Annotated in this window: 17 protein-coding genes; 13 read left to right on the forward strand and 4 right to left on the reverse strand. The window is 71.8% G+C overall.

Features of this window, described 5'->3' with window-relative positions:
• Positions 1 to 271 precede the first annotated feature (271 nt).
• Entirely contained in the window at positions 272 to 859 is a 588-nt protein-coding gene (locus NRP21_RS03200; RefSeq protein ID WP_257714732.1) for a cysteine dioxygenase family protein, read from the forward strand.
• Between the two features lie 14 nt (positions 860 to 873).
• Positions 874 to 2,439 carry a rhodanese-like domain-containing protein gene (locus tag NRP21_RS03205; RefSeq protein ID WP_257714733.1) on the forward strand — a complete coding sequence of 522 codons (1,566 nt, stop codon included), beginning with the start codon at positions 874 to 876 and terminating at the stop codon, positions 2,437 to 2,439.
• Positions 2,440 to 2,890: 451 nt separating this feature from the next.
• Here NRP21_RS03205 and NRP21_RS03210 read toward each other — a convergent pair whose 3' ends face one another.
• Genes NRP21_RS03210 through NRP21_RS03220 form a run of 3 tightly spaced genes read right to left on the reverse strand, consistent with a single transcriptional unit; the run spans position 2,891 to position 5,915 of the window.
• Positions 2,891 to 3,679: an enoyl-CoA hydratase-related protein gene (locus NRP21_RS03210; protein ID WP_257714734.1), complete on the reverse strand. Its 789-nt coding sequence runs from the start codon at positions 3,677 to 3,679 to the stop codon at positions 2,891 to 2,893.
• Positions 3,676 to 4,908 (reverse strand): CaiB/BaiF CoA transferase family protein, encoded by a 1,233-nt coding sequence (locus NRP21_RS03215; protein ID WP_257714735.1) that lies wholly within the window; start codon positions 4,906 to 4,908, stop codon positions 3,676 to 3,678. The genes NRP21_RS03210 and NRP21_RS03215 overlap by 4 nt, the downstream gene beginning before the upstream one ends.
• Positions 4,905 to 5,915 carry a Bug family tripartite tricarboxylate transporter substrate binding protein gene (locus tag NRP21_RS03220; RefSeq protein WP_257714736.1) on the reverse strand — a complete coding sequence of 337 codons (1,011 nt, stop codon included), beginning with the start codon at positions 5,913 to 5,915 and terminating at the stop codon, positions 4,905 to 4,907. The genes NRP21_RS03215 and NRP21_RS03220 overlap by 4 nt, the downstream gene beginning before the upstream one ends.
• 119 nt (positions 5,916 to 6,034) lie before the next feature.
• Here NRP21_RS03220 and NRP21_RS03225 point away from each other — a divergent pair, with 119 nt between their 5' ends.
• Both NRP21_RS03225 and NRP21_RS03230 read left to right on the forward strand, forming a co-directional pair.
• The gene (locus tag NRP21_RS03225; protein ID WP_257714737.1) at positions 6,035 to 6,976 is read left to right on the forward strand and encodes a LysR family transcriptional regulator; all 942 of its coding nucleotides are present in this window, start codon (positions 6,035 to 6,037) and stop codon (positions 6,974 to 6,976) included.
• 68 nt (positions 6,977 to 7,044) lie between these two features.
• A complete protein-coding gene (locus NRP21_RS03230) occupies positions 7,045 to 7,221 on the forward strand; it encodes a hypothetical protein (RefSeq protein WP_257714738.1) in 177 nt (58 codons plus the stop codon).
• Positions 7,222 to 7,460: 239 nt separating this feature from the next.
• On the opposite strand, the gene NRP21_RS03235 is transcribed toward NRP21_RS03230, so the two are convergent.
• Complete coding sequence (locus tag NRP21_RS03235; protein ID WP_257714739.1) at positions 7,461 to 8,321, reverse strand: alpha/beta hydrolase; 861 nt, start codon at positions 8,319 to 8,321, stop codon at positions 7,461 to 7,463.
• Positions 8,322 to 8,385: 64 nt separating this feature from the next.
• On the opposite strand from NRP21_RS03235, the gene NRP21_RS03240 reads away from it, so the two are divergent.
• Genes NRP21_RS03240 through NRP21_RS03280 form a run of 9 tightly spaced genes read left to right on the forward strand, consistent with a single transcriptional unit; the run spans position 8,386 to position 16,993 of the window.
• Positions 8,386 to 9,042: a GntR family transcriptional regulator gene (locus NRP21_RS03240; protein WP_257714740.1), complete on the forward strand. Its 657-nt coding sequence runs from the start codon at positions 8,386 to 8,388 to the stop codon at positions 9,040 to 9,042.
• Positions 9,039 to 10,205, forward strand: coding sequence for a mandelate racemase/muconate lactonizing enzyme family protein (locus tag NRP21_RS03245; RefSeq protein ID WP_257714741.1), 1,167 nt, complete (start codon positions 9,039 to 9,041; stop codon positions 10,203 to 10,205). Before NRP21_RS03240 ends, NRP21_RS03245 begins: the two co-directional genes overlap by 4 nt.
• Entirely contained in the window at positions 10,202 to 11,203 is a 1,002-nt protein-coding gene (locus NRP21_RS03250) for an ABC transporter ATP-binding protein (protein WP_257714742.1), read from the forward strand. Before NRP21_RS03245 ends, NRP21_RS03250 begins: the two co-directional genes overlap by 4 nt.
• Complete coding sequence (locus NRP21_RS03255; protein WP_257714743.1) at positions 11,200 to 12,183, forward strand: ABC transporter ATP-binding protein; 984 nt, start codon at positions 11,200 to 11,202, stop codon at positions 12,181 to 12,183. Before NRP21_RS03250 ends, NRP21_RS03255 begins: the two co-directional genes overlap by 4 nt.
• Complete coding sequence (locus tag NRP21_RS03260; protein WP_257714744.1) at positions 12,180 to 13,112, forward strand: NAD-dependent epimerase/dehydratase family protein; 933 nt, start codon at positions 12,180 to 12,182, stop codon at positions 13,110 to 13,112. The genes NRP21_RS03255 and NRP21_RS03260 overlap by 4 nt, the downstream gene beginning before the upstream one ends.
• Complete coding sequence (locus NRP21_RS03265) at positions 13,112 to 13,573, forward strand: RidA family protein (RefSeq protein WP_257714745.1); 462 nt, start codon at positions 13,112 to 13,114, stop codon at positions 13,571 to 13,573. Before NRP21_RS03260 ends, NRP21_RS03265 begins: the two co-directional genes overlap by 1 nt.
• Before the next feature lie 54 nt (positions 13,574 to 13,627).
• Positions 13,628 to 15,238, forward strand: coding sequence for an ABC transporter substrate-binding protein (locus tag NRP21_RS03270; RefSeq protein ID WP_257714746.1), 1,611 nt, complete (start codon positions 13,628 to 13,630; stop codon positions 15,236 to 15,238).
• A gap of 13 nt (positions 15,239 to 15,251) precedes the next feature.
• Entirely contained in the window at positions 15,252 to 16,199 is a 948-nt protein-coding gene (locus tag NRP21_RS03275) for an ABC transporter permease (RefSeq protein ID WP_257714747.1), read from the forward strand.
• A complete protein-coding gene (locus tag NRP21_RS03280) occupies positions 16,199 to 16,993 on the forward strand; it encodes an ABC transporter permease (protein WP_257715095.1) in 795 nt (264 codons plus the stop codon). The genes NRP21_RS03275 and NRP21_RS03280 overlap by 1 nt, the downstream gene beginning before the upstream one ends.
• The last annotated feature ends 43 nt before the right edge of the window (positions 16,994 to 17,036 follow it).

Below are 17,036 nucleotides of genomic sequence, written 5' to 3' on the forward strand. Positions count from 1 at the left end.
CGCCATAATTGGTGGCGCGAGACGATCTGCCATTCAAACGGTTTCTGTGCGCGAGATGGATTAGGCCGGCTGATACGGCGCGCCGATTGAAGGGGGAGACGGTTCCGCGGATACCGAGACGTTCGGGAGATGCTGGACTGTTCGGCAGATACGTTCCTCTTGCCTGAAACCTCAACATTAGCTCCCGTAATGTGTCTTCGCTGGCAAATGCGTTTGTCCGGGCTCCCGTGACATGCTCAACCCAGGAAGTCCGGGAATTGGGAGAGCGGGGATGTCGATCGGGGCGGAGCGCCAGGAAGCGGTGGGCGAGGCGATCGGGCAGGTCCGGGCGCTGATCGGGGATCGCGCGCTGGACCGCGCGACGCTTGGCCGGGTGTTGGAGGTGCTGAAGGGCCTTGCCGCCCGGCCCGAGCTCTGGCCGGCCGAGGAGTTCCCCTCCCCGGGCGAGGACACGCGGCAGGCGCGCTACCTGATCGCGGAGGACCCGGACCAGACCTATGCGCTCTATCTCAACACCATGCTGCCCGGCCGGAAGATCCCGCCGCACGACCACACCACCTGGGCCTGCATCGCGGGCGTGGAGGGCGAAGAGCACAACACCGTCTGGAACCGGCTGGACGATGGAAGCCGGCCCGGCCATGCCGAGCTGGAGAGGAAGGAGCTGATCGTGGTCAAGGCCGGCAGCGGCATCGCGCTCATGCCGGACGACATCCACTCCGTGGACATCGTGGGCGACCGCCCCATCCGCCACCTTCACCTCTACGGCCGCGCGCTGGAGGTGCTGGACGAGCGCGTGACCTACGACGTGGCGGCGAACACGGTCAGGCCCATGCCGATCGGCGTGCAGACCCGGCGCTGACCAGGGGCGCTGACATGCGGCTGATCGACGCGCCCACGCTGAAGGCGTGGCTGCATGACGGCGCGGAGATCGCGCTGCTGGACGTGCGCGAGCACGGGCAGTACGGCGAGGCGCACCCCTTCTACGCCGTCCCTTTGCCCTATTCCCGGCTGGAGCTGGATGTCGGGCGGCTCGTCCCGCGCCCGGCCACCCGAATCGTCCTCCTCGACGAGGGCGACGGCGTGGCTGCCCGCGCGGCCGCGCGGCTGGAGGCTTTGGGCTACGGTGCGGTCCACTCGCTGGAGGGCGGCGCGGCGGCCTGGAAGGCTGCGGGCTACGAGCTCTTCGCCGGGGTGAACGTGCCCAGCAAGTCCTTCGGCGAGATGGCGGAGCACGTCTATCACACGCCCCACATCACCGCGCCGGAGCTGGCCGCGCGGCAGGCGCGCGGGGACAGGCTCGTCGTGCTGGATGGCCGCCCGGTGGACGAGTACCGGAAAATGACCATCCCCGGCAGCATCTGCTGCCCGAACGGGGAGTTGCCGCTGCGCATCGCGGCCCTCGCGCCGGATCCGGAGACGACGATCGTGGTGAACTGCGCGGGCCGCACGCGCAGCATCATCGGCGCGCAGACCCTGCGGCATTTCGGCGTGCCCAACCCCGTGCTGGCGCTGGAGAACGGCACGCAGGGCTGGTACCTCGCCGACCTTCCCCTCGACCACGGCGCGGACCGCCTCTACCCCGCCCCGTCCGGGGACTTGGCGGCGGCGCGGGAGAGGGCAGGGGCCCATGCCGAGCGCGCCGGCGTGACGGTAGTGGACGCCGCGATCCTGGCTATCTGGGCCGCCGATCCGGCCCGCAACACCTTCCTCTGCGACGTGCGGACGCCCGAGGAATTCGCCGCCGGCAGCCTGCCCGGAGCACAATCCACCCCAGGCGGTCAGCTCCTGCAGGCGACGGACCAGTATGTCGGGGTGCGCGGCGCCCGCCTCGTTCTGTTTGATGGCGAGGGCGTCCGCGCCCCTATGACGGCGGCCTGGCTGCGGCAGATGGGGTGGGAAGCCTTCGTGCTGGCCGAGGGGCTCGGCGCGTCGCTGCCCGCCCCGTCCCCAGCAGCCGTGCCGGCCCTGCCCGATCTCGTCGCCCTCGACGTGGCGGGGCTGCCGGGCCTGGTTGCGGCCGGAGCTGCGCTGCTTGACCTGCGGCCCTCCATGACTTTCCGCGCCGGCCACATCGCAGGGGCGCGCTGGGCGATCCGCCCGCGGCTGGACGGGGTGCCGGCCCCCGCCGGGGCGCTCGTGCTGATCGCGGCGGAGGAGGGCGTAGCGCGGCTGGCCGCGCTGGACCTTGCGGAGCGCGGGATCGTCGCGACCCACTGGCACAAGGGCGATCCCGCCGCGTGGCGCGCCGCGGGCCTCGCGGTGGAGGCGACGCCGCAGCAGCCGGCGGATTCCCAGGCCATCGACTTCCTGTTCTTCGTCCACGACCGGCACAGCGGCAACAAGGTGGCCGCGCGCCAGTACCTGGCCTGGGAGCTGGGCCTCATCGAGAAGCTCGACGAGCGGGAACGCGCCGCCTGGCGCTTCCTGCCGACCAGCTGAATCGGCGGGCGAAGGAAGCGGGAACATGGAGCACCAGACGAATAAGCTGCTCTTTCCCCGCTGGTGCAAGTTGTTCGGGGCGTCCAGATACCAGCCAACTCGGATGCGGGTCGGCGCATGAAGCACGCCTACATCCGAGAACAGGGCCAGTGATGTGGGTCCTCTGCTGCTGATACTGGCACGCCCTTGCATGAGGTCCGGGTTCTCATGCCCGAGACTTATATCGATGCGCAGAGTATCGGCTCTTGAGTAGCCGGCGCGCGAGTCTGGTCGATCAGAGGAGCAGCATCCAGCCGCCGCGCAGATCCCGCGCTCCGGGCGAGCCGGTCAGCGTCGAACTCGGCCGGACGGTGACGACGAAGCGCGGCCTCAACCCACGACACGCTGGTCGGGAACGCAGCGGTCCTGGGTGACGATGATGCCGCAGGCGGGACTCGCTTGGGGGGCGATCCTAGCGGGACCTGGCCTGCAGAAAGCGCTCCACTGCGGCGTGGTGCTCATGCGTCTGGTGCGCGACGGCCTGCAGGGCCGCGGTCGCGTCCAGGGTGCTGCCGAGATCGGCCATTTCGGCCATTCTCAGGAGGCGCTTGCAGAAGCGCAAGGCGGTCGCGGGGTGCTGGGCGATCTCCTCGGCCAGGGAGATCGCCCGAGGCATCAGCTCGTCGGCAGGAAGGACTTCCGAGACCAGCCCGTACTTCAGCGCCTCATCGGCGTCGAAGACCCGCGCCGTGAAACTCAGCTCCGCGGCGCGCGACGCGCCGACAGCACGCGGGAGGAACCAGGCGCCGCCGATGCCGGAAATTAGCCCGAGCCGCACGAAAGCTTCCGCGAACCGCGCACTATCGGAAGCGATGCGGATGTCGCACATGCAGGCGATGTCCAGCCCCGCGCCGATCGCCGGCCCGTTCACGGCCGCGATCAGCGGCACCTCCAGCCCGTGCAGCGCCCGGGCCATCTGCTGCAGCGTTGCGCGGTAGCCTTCCGCCACGTCTTCGACTGGCCCGGCCATGAAACCCTCGAGTGAGCGCATGTGCTTGATGTTGCCGCCCGAGCAGAAGGCCGGGTCACGTCCCGTCAGGATCACGGCCTTCACCTCCCGGTCCGCATTGATGCGGCGGCAGGCATCCACGAATTCGCTGCATTGCCCGGCGGAGGACAGGGCGTTCCGGTCCTCTGGGCCATCCATGGTCAGGAGGGTCACGGCGCCGCGCCGCTCCTCTCTCAGGAAGGGCTCGCTCATGCGGGTACGGGCTCCAGAATAATCTTCTCGGCGATCAGGGCTTCGATCTCGCTCTCACCAAAGCCGAAGCGCCGCAGGACCTCGCGCGAGTGCTCGCCGCATCGCGGGGGCGGCCGGCGGGGCGGGGCGGGGGATGGTGCTCCCACAGCGAAACCGGGCATCCGGACGCGGCCCGCGACGGGGTGGTCGAAGCCGACCTCGATCCCGCTGGCCCTGTAGGGGCCGGAAGCCGTCACCGCCTCGAAGTCGGCGACCGGCGCGGCGAGGATGTCCGCGCCCGCGAGCAGCGCCTCCCACTCGGTCGCCGTCCGGGTCCGGAACACCGGGAACAGGACGTCCCTCAGTGCCTGCCGGTTCTTCACCCGCTCCGCGTTCGTGCGGAAACGCGGATCGTCCAGCAGGTCCGGGCGCCCAAGTGCCTCGCAGAGCCGGACCCAGCGCCCGGGCTGGTAGGCGGCGACCATGATCCAGCCGTCGGCGGCCGGAAAGGCCTCGTTTGGGGCGGCATAGGGTGCCGCACTTCCGGCCGGGGCGGGACAGTCGCCGGAGCTCAGGAAGGCTGCAAGGCCCATCTGCTGCAGCATCAGCATCGAGCTGTGGAGATTCACGTCCAACCGCGCCCCCACGCCCTGGCTGTCGCGCCGCCGCAGGGCTCCGAGAACGGCGATGGTGGCGAACAGGGCGCCCGCCATATCCGCGAGCGGGAGCGGCGCCTTGCCCGGCTCCCCGCCCGGGCCGGCAATGCCGCTCATCAGCCCCGTGGCGGCCTGCATGATGCCGTCCACCCCGGGCCTCTCCCGCCAGGGCCCCTCCTGGCCGAAGGCTGAGATCGCGCAGTGGATCAAGCCAGGCCTCCACCGGCTCAGCGCCTCGAAGCCGATGCCGAGCCGGTCCGCCACGCCCGGCCGAAAGTTCTCCAGCACCACGTCGCTGCCCGCAGCGAGCCGGCCGATCACCGCCTCCGCGCCGGGCCGCTTGAGATCGATGGAGAGGCCGAGCTTGTTCCGGTTCGAGGAGAGCGCTGCGATGCTCTCCCCGTTCTGCCAGGGCGGGCCGAGCTGCCGGCCCAGCTCGCCCTCGGGCGGCTCCACCTTGATTACCGTCGCGCCCATGTCGGCGAGGTACATGCCGCAGACGGGGCCCGCCACGAGCTGCCCGAAGTCGAGCACGGTGACGCCACTCAGCGCCTCCTCCAGGCCGCCGGGCGGAGGGAATGCCGAGCCGTTCATTCCTTCTCGATCCCGGCCGCCTCGACCAGCTCGCGCCACACCTCGATCTGCCGGCGCACGAAGTGGCCGAGCTCATCGGGTGTGCCGGACAGGACGGCGTAGCCAATCTCCGCGAAGCGGGCGCGCGCCTCCGGCGTCTCGATTGAGTGCCGGATCGCCGCGTTGAGCGCGGCGATGGCCGGGGCAGGGGTCCGTGCCGGCGCGAAGACGCCGCTCCAGGAGATCAGGTCGAAGCCCGGCAGCCCGGTGGCTTCGGCCAGCGGTGGCACGTCGGGCAGCAATGGCGAGGGGCTGGCGGTGCTGAGGGCGAGGGCGCGGAGTTGGCCGCCCCGCACGTTGCCGATCCCCGCGGCGATGTCGACGAACATGCAGTCCACCCGCCCCGCGATCACGTCGGTCATCGCCGGCGGCGTGGATCGGTAGGGAACGTGCAGCATCTCCGCCCCGGCGCGGCGCGCCATGGTGGCGCCCGCGACGATGCCGGTGCTGTTGCCGCTCGCATAAGACATGCGCCCTGGCCGGGCGCGCGCCGCGTCCAGCAACGCCCGAGCTGACTGGTACGGCGAGTTCCGGCCCACAGTCAGCATGAACGGGACGTCGCCGACCCGCGCCACCGGGGCGAAATCCGCGACTGGGTCGTAGTCGATATGGCGCAGCAGGGCCGGGTTCGCGGAGTGGGTGGTGTTGGTTGTCACGAGCAGCGTGTGCCCGTCCGGCTCCGCACGGGCCACGAGCCCCGCTCCGATCACCCCGTTCGCGCCGGCGCGGTTGTCGACCACCACCGGAAGCCCGTTGAAGCTCGCGGTGATGATCTGGGCCAGGAGGCGGGCAACGGCATCGGTGGCGGAGCCGCCGGCAAAGGGAACGACGAGGGTGATGGGGCGCGACGGCCTCCACCGCTCGTCCGGCGATGCGCCGCGCGCCCGGCCATGCGCGGCAAGGGCTACCAGGCTTCCCGCCAGCCACTCCCGGCGCCGGAGCGCCGGCGGACGCCGCTGATGATGCATGGAGACCTCCTCCCGAGAGGCGGGCCGTTCTCGGCCCTGCCGCATGACCTGGGGGAGCGTTGCTGCCAGGCGTGCTATAGGACAATTGAAAAATTGTCGGCCACCTATAAGACAACGATATGGATATCAGCCTGAAGAGCCTGCACGCCTTCGTCGCCGTCGCGCGGCACCGCTCGTTCAGCCAGGCGGCCGCGCTGCTCCATCGCACCCAGCCCGCGCTGACGGTGCAGGTGCGACGGCTGGAGAAGGCGCTCGGCCTGCGCCTGCTCGACCGGCTGCCCCGCGGCGTGGAGCCGACGGCTGCGGGGAAGGAGCTGGCGCGCGCGCTGGAGCCGCTCCTGCGCGACATCGACCAGGTGCTGGATGAGGCGCGGGGCACCGCCGCGCGTCGCGCCGGGCTTGTGCGGTTGGCGGCCATCCCGTCCGTCGCCTCGGGGCTGCTGCCGCAGGCCGTCGCCCGGTTGGAGGAGCGGCATCCGGCACTTCAGGTGCGCCTTCGGGAAGCGGTGACGGGGCGTGTTCATGCGATGGTTCGCGGCGACCTCGTCGAGGTCGGCATCGCCACCCGGCCCGAAGACGGGACCGACCTGGAGGCGGAGCCCATCTTCCGGGACCGCATCCTTGCCGTGATGCCGAAGGGTCACCCTCTCGCCAGGGGCGCCGTTACCGTGGAGCGACTGGCCGCCGAGCCGCTGCTGCTCATGGAGACTGACACCTCGGTCGATGCCCTACTCGCGGCCGCCTTCGCGACGGGGGGGCTGGCCCTCTCGGCGCGCCAGCGCGCGGTGCACGCGGCGACCCTCATCAACATGGCCCGTGCGGGGCTGGGCGTTGCCCTGCTACCGTCCAGCGTGAGCGAACTGGCGATCGCTCCCGAGTTGGAGAGGCGCCCTCTGGCACCGGACCTCGTCCGGGAGGTCGTCGTGATCCGGCGTGCCGGCCGGTCCCTCTCACCGGCAGCCGAAGCACTGGTGGAGGCGCTCAGGCTGTACGCCCCGCGGCTGTCTCGAACCGTGGCTTCCGATCCCAGCAAGCGAGCGGCGAGCACCCGGCGATCGTGACGCGAACACCGGGAGGTGCCGCCGACCATCACCTCCCCGTGCACATGGATGTCCTGGAGACCGATGTGATGTGGACCGGCATCCCCGATCCGCGCTCCCTGCTCGGCGCGCATGGCATCGGGGAGATCGGCATCACCAGCGTCGGGGCGGCCGTGACCAATGCCGTGTTCAATGCGATCGGGAAGCGGGTGCGCGAGTTGCCGATCACGCTCGGCAAGCTGATCGGATCATCGGTGGTCGGCTGAGCCGCGAGGGGGATTTACGCGATATCATCGCGCCCATGCCAGCGCACTATTTGAGCTGCATGGACAGCAGCGTCCTGTGGAGCCTAGCTGACCACTGCCAAAATGCCCTGTACCCGGCGCTGGATCTTCGCCTGTTTCTCCGGCCCGCGGCCTGAAGCGGAGGCGAGAGCCGGGGCAGGGGCGGCCGCCATGAGCATGGGACTGCCCCGCCTGCCGTGAACGGGCGGGAGCCTCGGGTGTCATCTCTGCCGCGAGATGGCTTCCAGGACGGGGCTATGCTCGGCGGTGTACTGATCCAGGATGTCGAAGTGATCGTGGCCGGGCAGCACGTGCACCTCGGGGTCCCCGCCGTGCCGGCGAAGCTGGTGCGAGTACCGGAAGGTCTGGTCGATCCAGTGCCAGGGCTCCCGCCCGCCGACGAAGAGGTGGACCCGCGCCCGTGAGAGCGGCACGGCCCGCTCGTAGTCGAGGCGTGCCGAGATCTCCGGCGTCAGCCTCAGCGCCTCGTTCACCGTGGTCAGCATCGCGGGGGCAGGATCGTAGACGCCGCTGATCATCGTCGCGGCCCGCAGGAAAGAGGGATCCAGCCCGCGCGCAGCCCAGTCGGTGGCCAGGGCGGCCGCGCAGAGATGTGCGCCGGCGGAATGGCCGGAGAGAGTGATTGAGGAGGGATCGCCGTAGGGGGCCCCATTGCGCGCCACCCACCCGATCGCGGCCAGGGCGGAATCCACCGTGCCGTCCAGCGTGGAGCCGGGGCACAGCTCGTAGCTCGGGATCACGGCGGTGAAGCCGCGCCGCACCAGGGCCGCGGCGACGAAGCCGAAGCCGTCCTTGTCGTTCGCCCGCCAGTACCCTCCGTGAAAGAAGACATGGATCGGCGCCCCCGGCCGGTCGGCGGGGTAGATGTCCAGGCGGCGGCGTGGGTGCTCGCCATAAGCGAGGTCCGCGATGCGGCGCGCATCGGTGAGGGCTGCCTCGTTCAGCGGTGCCCGGCGTTCCCGGTGCGTCGCGAAGTCCGGGAAGGCGCGCTGCGGGTTGTAGTGGAACTCGTGCTCCTCGGGAGTGAGCGTGGCCCAGGGCTTGGTCGCGTTCGCCAGCATCAGCGGATCCCTCATCGAATGGCGCTTGACAGGGAAGCGCCCCTCCCATCCCATATCCTATAGGATGCAAGATACAAGCACGGTTCAGCGCGTCGGTCTGGGTGAGCAGGTCCGGGCACGGCTCCAGGCCCGGATCATGGACCGCGACCTGGAGCCCGGGGCGCGGCTGAACGTCGATGCCCTGGCTCGGGAGATGGCGGTCTCCACCACGCCCCTGAGGGAGGCGCTGGCCGCCCTGGTCGCGCGGGGGCTGGTGACCGTCGAACCCTTTGTCGGATTCAGCGTGGCGCCTCTTCCCGATGCCGACTTCCTGCGAGACCTCTACGACACGCGCCTGCACATCGAGCCCTGGCTCACGGCCCAGGCCGCGCTGCGCCTGACGGAGGGCGAGGCCGGGCTGCTGCGCGCCTGCCTTGCGGACATGGGGGCCCATGTGCGGCGCGGCCCCTGGCAGACCCACCGCACCCACGCCGCGGCGGACGAGGCCTTCCACGACCTCATCGCCAAGGCCTCCGGCAACCGCCCCGCGCGCCAGGCACTGGCGGCGCTGAACTCCCAGGTCCACGCCTCGCGCCTCTACATGGCCGACCAGCAGGGGGCCGAGAACACGGCGCGGGAACACGAGGCCATCCTGGACGCGATGGTGCGGCACGACGCCGCGGGCGCCCGGGCGGCAATGGCCGAGCACCTCGAAGGCTCCAGGGAGCGGCTGGCACCATGACACCCCCCGACATGACATCGCCCGACACCATGGCACGCATCGCCCGCATCGTGCTGCACCCCGTGCTGCACGTGATGGGCGAGGAGAACGCCTATGGCATGGCGCGCGGCCTCGTCTCCGCGCGCGGCGCGACGATCGTGGAGATCGAGACCAACACCGGCACCAGCGGCTTCGGCGAGGCCTGGGGACCGCCCGGCTTCTGCGCCCCCTATCTCGGCTTCGTGGAGGCGGACTGGCGCGGCGCGAGGCTGTCCGACCACGGCGCGCTGTTCCACCGCGTCCTCGCGCGGAACTACCACTTCGGCCTTCAGAACGGGCTAATGGCGCTGCTCTCCGGCCTCGACATGGCCGTGCACGACGCGCTGGGGAAGGAGCACGGCCTGCCCGCCCACGCGCTGATCGGCGGCCGCGCGCGGGATACGGTGCAGGTCTACGGCTCGGGCGGTTACTTCACGGCGGATCCAGCGCAGGGGCTGGCCGCGCAGCTGCCGCGGTTCCGCGACTTCGCCTGCTGCAAGATCAAGATCGGGCGGGGCGTGGCGGACGACGTGGCGCGCGTGCGCCTGGCGCGGGAGACGCTGGGCGACTCCATGCGGATCGCGGTGGACGCGAACGGCAATTACGGGCTGGACCAGGTGCAGGCCAGCATGCGCGCCATCGCGCCCTTCGGCATCGAGTGGTACGAGGAGCCGCTGGGTCCCCTGGACGAGGAGGGCTTCCGGGCGCTCTACGCGCGGCGGGAGATCCCCGTCGCCACCGGTGAGGCGCTCTACACCGCCTTCGCCTTCGATCGCCTGCTCGCTCCGCGTGCCATCGATATCGCCCAGCCCGACCTCGCCCTCTGCGGCGGCCTCTCCCAGGGGCGGCTGATCGGGCAGCTCTGCACGCTGCGGCACGCGCGCCTCTCCCCGCATGTCTGGGGCACCGGGCTGGGGCTGGCCGCGGCCGTGCAGCTGGTGGCGGCGCAGCCCGCCTATCCCGGCGTGGCGGAGAGCGAGGTGGACCCGCCCTGGATCGAGTACGACGTGGCCGAGAACCCGCTGCGCGACGAACTGTTCCGCGAGCCGCTGCTGCCTTATGGCGGCGCCATCGCCGTGCCCTCCGCCCCGGGCCTCGGCGTGGAGCCGGACCGCGCCGCGCTCGAGCGCTTCCGGCCCCGGTGAGCGCCTCGCCCGCCTCTTCTCCGCTGCTGGCGGCGGATGGCCTCTCCGTCGGCTTCCTCGGCGCGCAGGGCTGGGTGACGGCAGTCGCCGACATCTCCTTCGCGCTGGAGGAGGGCGAGACCCTCGCCCTGGTGGGGGAGAGCGGAAGTGGCAAGTCCGTGACGGCCATGGCGGTGGCGCGGATGAAGGCCGGTGAGGCGGGCACGCGCGCGGCGGGGGAACTGCGCTGGCGCGGGCGGGGCGGCGAGCCGGTCGACCTCCTCACCCTGCGCGGCGAGGCCTTGCGCCGCGTGCGCGGCCGGGAGATCGCCGTGGTCTTCCAGGACCCTGGCAGCGCTCTCGACCCGCTCTTCACCATCGGCGACCAGATCGCGGAGACGCTGCGCCACCTGCTCGGCCTCGGCGGAAGAGAGGCGGCTGCGCGGGCCGTGGAACTGCTGCGCCTTGTCGGCATTCCCGATCCCGCGCGCCGGGCCGGCGAGTACCCGCACCAGCTCTCGGGCGGCATGCGCCAGCGCGCTGTCATCGCCCTCGCGCTGGCCGGCGAGCCACGCCTGCTGATCGCGGACGAGCCGACCACCGCACTCGACGTCACCATCCAGGCGCAGATCGTGGAGCTGCTGCGCGACGTGCAGCGGGAGCGCGGAATGGCGATGATCTTCGTCAGCCACGATCTCGGCCTGGTGGCGGAGGTCGCGCAGCGCCTCTGCGTGCTCTACGCCGGCCAGGTGGTGGAGGAGGGGGGCGCGGCGGAGGTGCTCTCCGCGCCGCGCCATCCCTATACCCGCGCGCTGCTGGACTGCATTCCCGCGCAGGAGGGCCCGCCGCCGCGCGGTATTCCCGGAACGATGCCGAACCCGCTGGCACCGCCCCCGCACTGCCGCTTCGCGGATCGCTGCGCCCTGGCGGTGGAGGCCTGCCGCGAGGGACCGATTCCGCTCCTCGACGTCGCGCCCGGCCGGCGCAGCCGCTGCATCCGCTGGGAGGCGCTGGCATGAGCGCGCCGATCGCGGAGGGGCAGGGGCTGGTGATGGAGTTCGGTGGGCCGACGCTGCTGGCGCCGCGCCGCCGGCCCGTGCGCGCCGTGGCCGGCGTGGACATCGCGATCCGCAGCGGCGAGGCCCTGGGCCTGGTGGGGGAGAGCGGCAGCGGCAAGTCCACCCTCGGCCGCCTGCTGCTTCGCCTGGCGCAGCCCACCGCCGGCCGCGTGACCTTCGGCGGGCGGGACATCACCGCCCTGTCGCGCCCCGCGATGCGGCCGCTGCGGCGGCGGATGCAGATGGTCTTCCAAGACCCCTTCGGCAGCCTCAACCCGCGCATGGGGATCGGCGCGGCAGTGGCGGAGGGCATGGCGCTGCACGGGCTCGCCCGGGGGCGGGAGGCGCGGGAGCGGTCGGCGGCGCTGCTGCGCCGGGTCGGCCTGCCGCCGGGTCTCTACGACCGGCGCCCGGACGCGCTCTCGGGCGGGCAGCGGCAGCGCGTCGCCATCGCGCGGGCGCTCGCCGTGGAACCGGACTTCGTGGTCGCGGACGAGCCCGTCTCGGCCCTGGACGTCTCCGTCGGCGCGGAGATCCTGGCGCTGCTGCGGGAGTTGCGGGAGGAGCGCGGCCTCGCCCTCCTCTTCGTCTCGCACGACCTGCACGCGGTGCGGAGCCTCTGTGACCGTGTCGCCGTGCTCTATCTCGGGCGGGTGATGGAAGAGGGGAGCGCGGAAGGGGTGCTCCGCGCGCCTGCCCATCCCTACACGCGCGCGCTGCTCTCCGCCTCGCCCGGCCGGCCCGGCGAGGCGAGGGGGCCGCGGATCGTCCTGGGCGGGGAGATCCCGAGCCCCGCAAATCCGCCATCCGGCTGCGTGTTCCGCACGCGCTGCCCGCACGCGCTTCCCGCCTGCGCGGAAACCGTGCCCGCGCTGCGCGAGATCCAGCCGGGCCGGCTGGCCGCCTGTATCCGCGACGACGTGCTGGAGGCGGTGCCATGAAGGCCGGGCGCCTCCTTGTCGCCGGTGGGGCGGGCTTCGTGGGCGGGCGATTGCTGCGCCAGGCGATGGCGGCCGGCGTGGAGGTCGCCTCCTTCGGGCCGGGCGACGTGGATCGCGGCGACGGCGTCGCGCGGTATCACGGCCGCGCGGAAACGCCGGGTCAGTTGCTGGACGCGCTGCGGGACTTCCGGCCGGCAGCGCTGGTCTGGGCCGCCGGGCACAATCCCGCCGGCGACGGACTGGCGCGTGCCGCCATCGAGGATCCGGCGGGCGGAATCGCCGTCAACGCCGGTGGCTTCGCCGCGGCGCTGGCCGCCTGCGCGATGGCCGGGGTCCGGCGCGTGGTGGGGTGCGGCTCCACCGTGGTCTACGGCCCGCCCTCGCTCTACGCCCCTGGGCGGGTGGACGAGGCGGCGCAGCCCGCCCCGCGCAGCGCATACGGCCTTTCCAAGCTGATGGCGGAGCAGGCGGCGGACTGGGGCGCGGAGGCGCTCGGGCTCACCGTCACCACGCTGCGCCTGCCGCTCGTGCTCGGCCCGGGGCGCTGGTACGCGGGCGCGGCCACGCTCTACGCGCGCATGCTGCGGGCGGCGGCGTCGCGCGAGCCGCTGGAGCTGGCGGTGCCTTCCACGCCCTTCGATGCGGTGCACGGCGACGACGCGGCGGCCGCGCTGCTGCTGCTGGCCCGCCACGAGGCGCCGCCGCGCCGGCTGAACATGGCCGGGCTCACCGTGACCCATGCCGGCATCGCGGCCGTGCTGGACCGTCTGGCCGGGCTGGGCCTGATCGCCGCGCGCGAGGAGCCCGGGGAACCCGACCTGCCGCTGGTGGACGACGCTGCCCTGCGCGCCCTGGGCTGGGGCGCGGCGCGGGACCTGGACGCCATCCTGTCCGAATCTCTCGCGGAACTCATCGAGGAGGCTGCCTGATGCACGAGGCGAGACTGGCCGAGCTGGGGATCACCCTGCCGCCCTTGCCGAAGCCGGCCTTCGACTATGTCCCGGCCGTGATCGACCGCGGGCTGGTCTGGGTCAGCGGGCAACTGCCGCGCGACGCGGAGGGCGCCCTGCCCGTGCTGGGCCGCCTGGGGGAGGAGGTGGAGCTGGAGGCCGGCCGGCGGGCGGCCGCGCTCTGCGCGCTGCAGGGCCTGGCGGCGCTGCGCTCCGTGACGGGATCGCTGGACGCGGTGGCGCGCGTGGTGAAGCTGACGGGCTTCGTCGCCTCCGCTCCCGGCTTCGTGGACCAGCCGCGAGTCGTCGATGCCGCTTCCGGCATCATGGGACAGGTCTTCGGCGAGGCAGGGCGGCACGCCCGCAGCGCCGTGGGCGTGGCCATGCTGCCGCGGAACGTGCCGGTGGAGATCGAGTTCGTCTTCGCCCTGCACGACTGAGAACAACGGAGAGCACCGTCCCCTACGCACGCCACCGACCGGAGGATCCTTTCCATGCCGCTCTCGACACCTCGCTTGACGATTGACCGCCGTACCGCCCTCCTGGCCGGGGCGGGGCTGCTGGGGGGCGGGCTTGCCCTGCCCGCCCGCGGGCAGGATGGAGGCGCGGAGGCGGTCTACGGGCCGGACGACCCGCAGGCGCGGCGGGGCGGCACCCTCACCGTGGCCATCGCCAACGAGCCGCCGAACCTGGACCCCTTCCACCAGGCCGGCGACGCGCGCACGGCGATCACCGTCCTGATGTACCAGGGGCTGATGTTCGAGGACGCCTCGGGGGTCGCGAAGCCCTTGCTGGCGGAATCCATGGCCGTTTCCGACGACGGCCTGACCTACACCTTCACGCTGCGCCGCGGCGTGCGCTTCCACACCGGCCGCACGATGACCTCGGCCGACGTGAAGTACAGCTACGACTACGTTCGCAACCCCGCGAACGGCAGCCCGGGCGCGCTGGATTTCGGCACGATCGCGGAGATCGGGGCGCCAGACGACCATACGGTGGTGGTCCGCCTCTCCGAGCCGAATGCGTCCCTGCCGATGACGCTGACGAACCGCTTCGGCGGCGTGGTGCCGGTGGACACATTCGCCACGCCTCAGGCGCGGGCGCGGCTGTCCCAGCAATCGGTGGGCACCGGCCCGTTCATGCTGCAGGAGTTCCGGCCGCAGAGCCACATCCGCATGGCGCGCTTCCCGAACTACTGGCGGCAGGGGCAGCCCTATCTGGACGGCGTCCTGTTCAGCGTGCAGCCCAACGCGGCGAGCGTGCTGGTGGCGCTGCGCAGCCGGCGCGTCGATCTCGCGCTGCTGGCCCGCCCGCAGGATGCGGAACAGCTGCAGGGGCAGGCCGGCCTGAACATCACCTCCGCCTCCTCCCTGCGCCAGTGCTCGCTGGACCTGGACGGCAACCACGCGCAGCTGAAGGACCCACGCGTGCGGCAGGCCATCGCGCTCGCCGTGGATAAGGACGCGGTGATGCAGGCTTCCATCAGCGGCAAGGGCAAGGTGCTCGGCACCATCCCCGCGGCCATGCAGGAGAGCTGGGGGGCTCCCATCAGCGCGCTGCCGAACCAGAAGCCGGACATGGCCCGCGCGAAGGCCCTCCTGGCCGAGGCCGGGCTGCCGGACGGCTTCACCATGGACCTGATCAGCATCATCGGCTTTGAGTGGATGGACCCGGCCGGGGTTACCCTCGCGCAGCAGCTGGCGCCGCTGGGGATCCGCCTCAACATCCAGCGCGTGGAGCTCGGCGTGTGGCTGAACGCCTACCGCTCGCGGAACATGCGCTTCACCTTCAACGACTGGGGCACGCAGCCCGACCCGCATATCCTCTACTACCGCCACTTCCACAGCCAGCCGCGGGGCGCCGACTTCCGCAACTGGAACAACGCCGAGGGCGACCGCCTCCTCGATGCGGGAATGGCGACCGCCGATCCCGCGAGGCGGAAGGAGATCTATGTGGAGTTCCAGAAGGTCGTGGACGCGAGCGTGCCGACGGTGATGCTCTTCTCGCCCGACCTGGTGAGCGTCGCGCAGCAGCGCGTGCGGAACTACGCGCAGCATCCCACGGGCTGGTGGTTCGGCCTCGCCAAGGCCTGGATCGCGGCGTGAGGGCGCACTGCCGATGATCGAGGCCCTGCTGCGTCGGCTCGGAGCCGCGCTGGTCACGCTCGTGCTGGCCACGGGGGTGGTCTTCCTCGTGATCCGCGCCGTGCCGGGCGACATCATCGGCGAGATGCTGGGGCAGAGCGCCGGCGACCCGGCCTCGGAGGCGGCGTTGCGCGCTTTCTTCGGCCTGGATCGCCCGCTGGTCACGCAGTACCTGACCTGGGCGGGAGACGTGCTGCGGGGCGATCTCGGCACCTCCATGCGGCAGGGCCTGCCCGTGCTCGGCATCGTGCTGGACGCCTTCCTGGTGACGCTGGAGATCGGGCTGGCAACGCTGCTCGTCTCGATCCTCGTCGGCGTGCCGCTCGGGCTCGCCGCCGGGGTGCGGCCGGGTGGGGTGGCCGACATGATGGTGGAGGGCTTCACGCTCCTCGGCCTCTCCGCGCCGGTCTTCTGGACCGGCATGGTCCTCCTGATCCTCGCGGATTCCTGGCTCGGCTGGTCTCCGCCGCTCATCTACACGCCGCCCAGCGTCTCGCTTGCGGATAACCTCGAGGGGATCGCGTTGCCGGTCCTGGCGCTCGGGTTCTTGCAGGCGGCCGCCTACGCGCAGTTCACGCGGCAGCAGAGCGCGGCGCTGATGCGCCAGGACTTCGTCCGGGCCGCGCGGGCGCGGGGGCTGCCGGCGCGGGTGGTTTACGGCCGGCACCTGCTGCGCAACATCGCCATTCCTCTCGTCACCTATGCCGGGCTCATTCTCGTTCAGATCCTCGGCGGCGTGGTGGTGGTGGAGACGCTGTTCGGCATTCCCGGGCTCGGGCGCACCCTGCTGGCCGCGATCCAGGGCCGCGACTACCCGGTCCTGCAGGGCGCGCTCCTGCTCACGGTCGTCGTCGCGCTCCTGGTCAATCTGGTGATCGACCTGACCTACGCCCTCATCGATCCCCGGGTGAGGGGCGCGTGATGCGGCGCGTCCGGATCGAGCTGGCCATCGGGCTGGCCCTCTGCGCGCTCTTCCTCCTGATCAGCCTCGCGCCGGCCCTCTTCGCCGGCCCGTCCGACGCCGTCTCCGTCGCGCGGCGCCTGGAGGCGCCCTCGGCGGAGTTCTGGTTCGGGACGGACGAAACGGGGCGCGACGTCTATGCGCGCGTCATCCACGGCGCGGGTACCACGCTCGGCATCGTCGGCGTCGCGATCGGGCTCGCAGGGCTCATTGGCGGAGGCCTGGGCGTGTTGGCTGGCTTCGCCGGCAGATGGGCCGACCTGGCGCTCTCCCGCATGGCCGACGCGCTGCTAGCCTTTCCGCCGATCATTCTCGGCGTCATTCTCGCGAGCACGCTGGGCAGCGGGGCCGGTAATCTCGTGCTGGCGCTAGCTATCATCTACGTGCCGGTCTTCTACCGTGTTGCGCGCGCGGCAGCCCTGATGGAGAGCAACCGGGCCTATGTCGAGGCCGCGCGCGCCCTCGGCTACGGGGAGGCGGCCATCCTCCTGCGCCACGTGCTCCGCAATGTGGCGCCGGTCGTGGCGCTACAGTGCGTGATCCTCTTCCCGCTGGCCCTGCAGATCCAGGCCGCGCTCGGGTTCCTCGGCCTAGGGGTGCCCCCTCCGACGCCGGACTGGGGCGCGAGCCTGCAGGAGAGCCGGAATTACCTGACCGCCGCACCTTGGCTGGCGTTGTTCCCCGGCGCGGCATTGTTGCTGGCGGCTGTTGCCGCATCGCTTCTCGGGCGGGCCCTGCAAGCAAGGCACACCTGAGATCAGACGACAGTTCTCAAGGCCGATGCGGGCAGACAGCGGT

It is taken from the genome of Roseomonas populi (assembly GCF_024594815.1).
Taxonomy (GTDB): Bacteria; Pseudomonadota; Alphaproteobacteria; order Acetobacterales; family Acetobacteraceae; genus Roseomonas; species Roseomonas populi.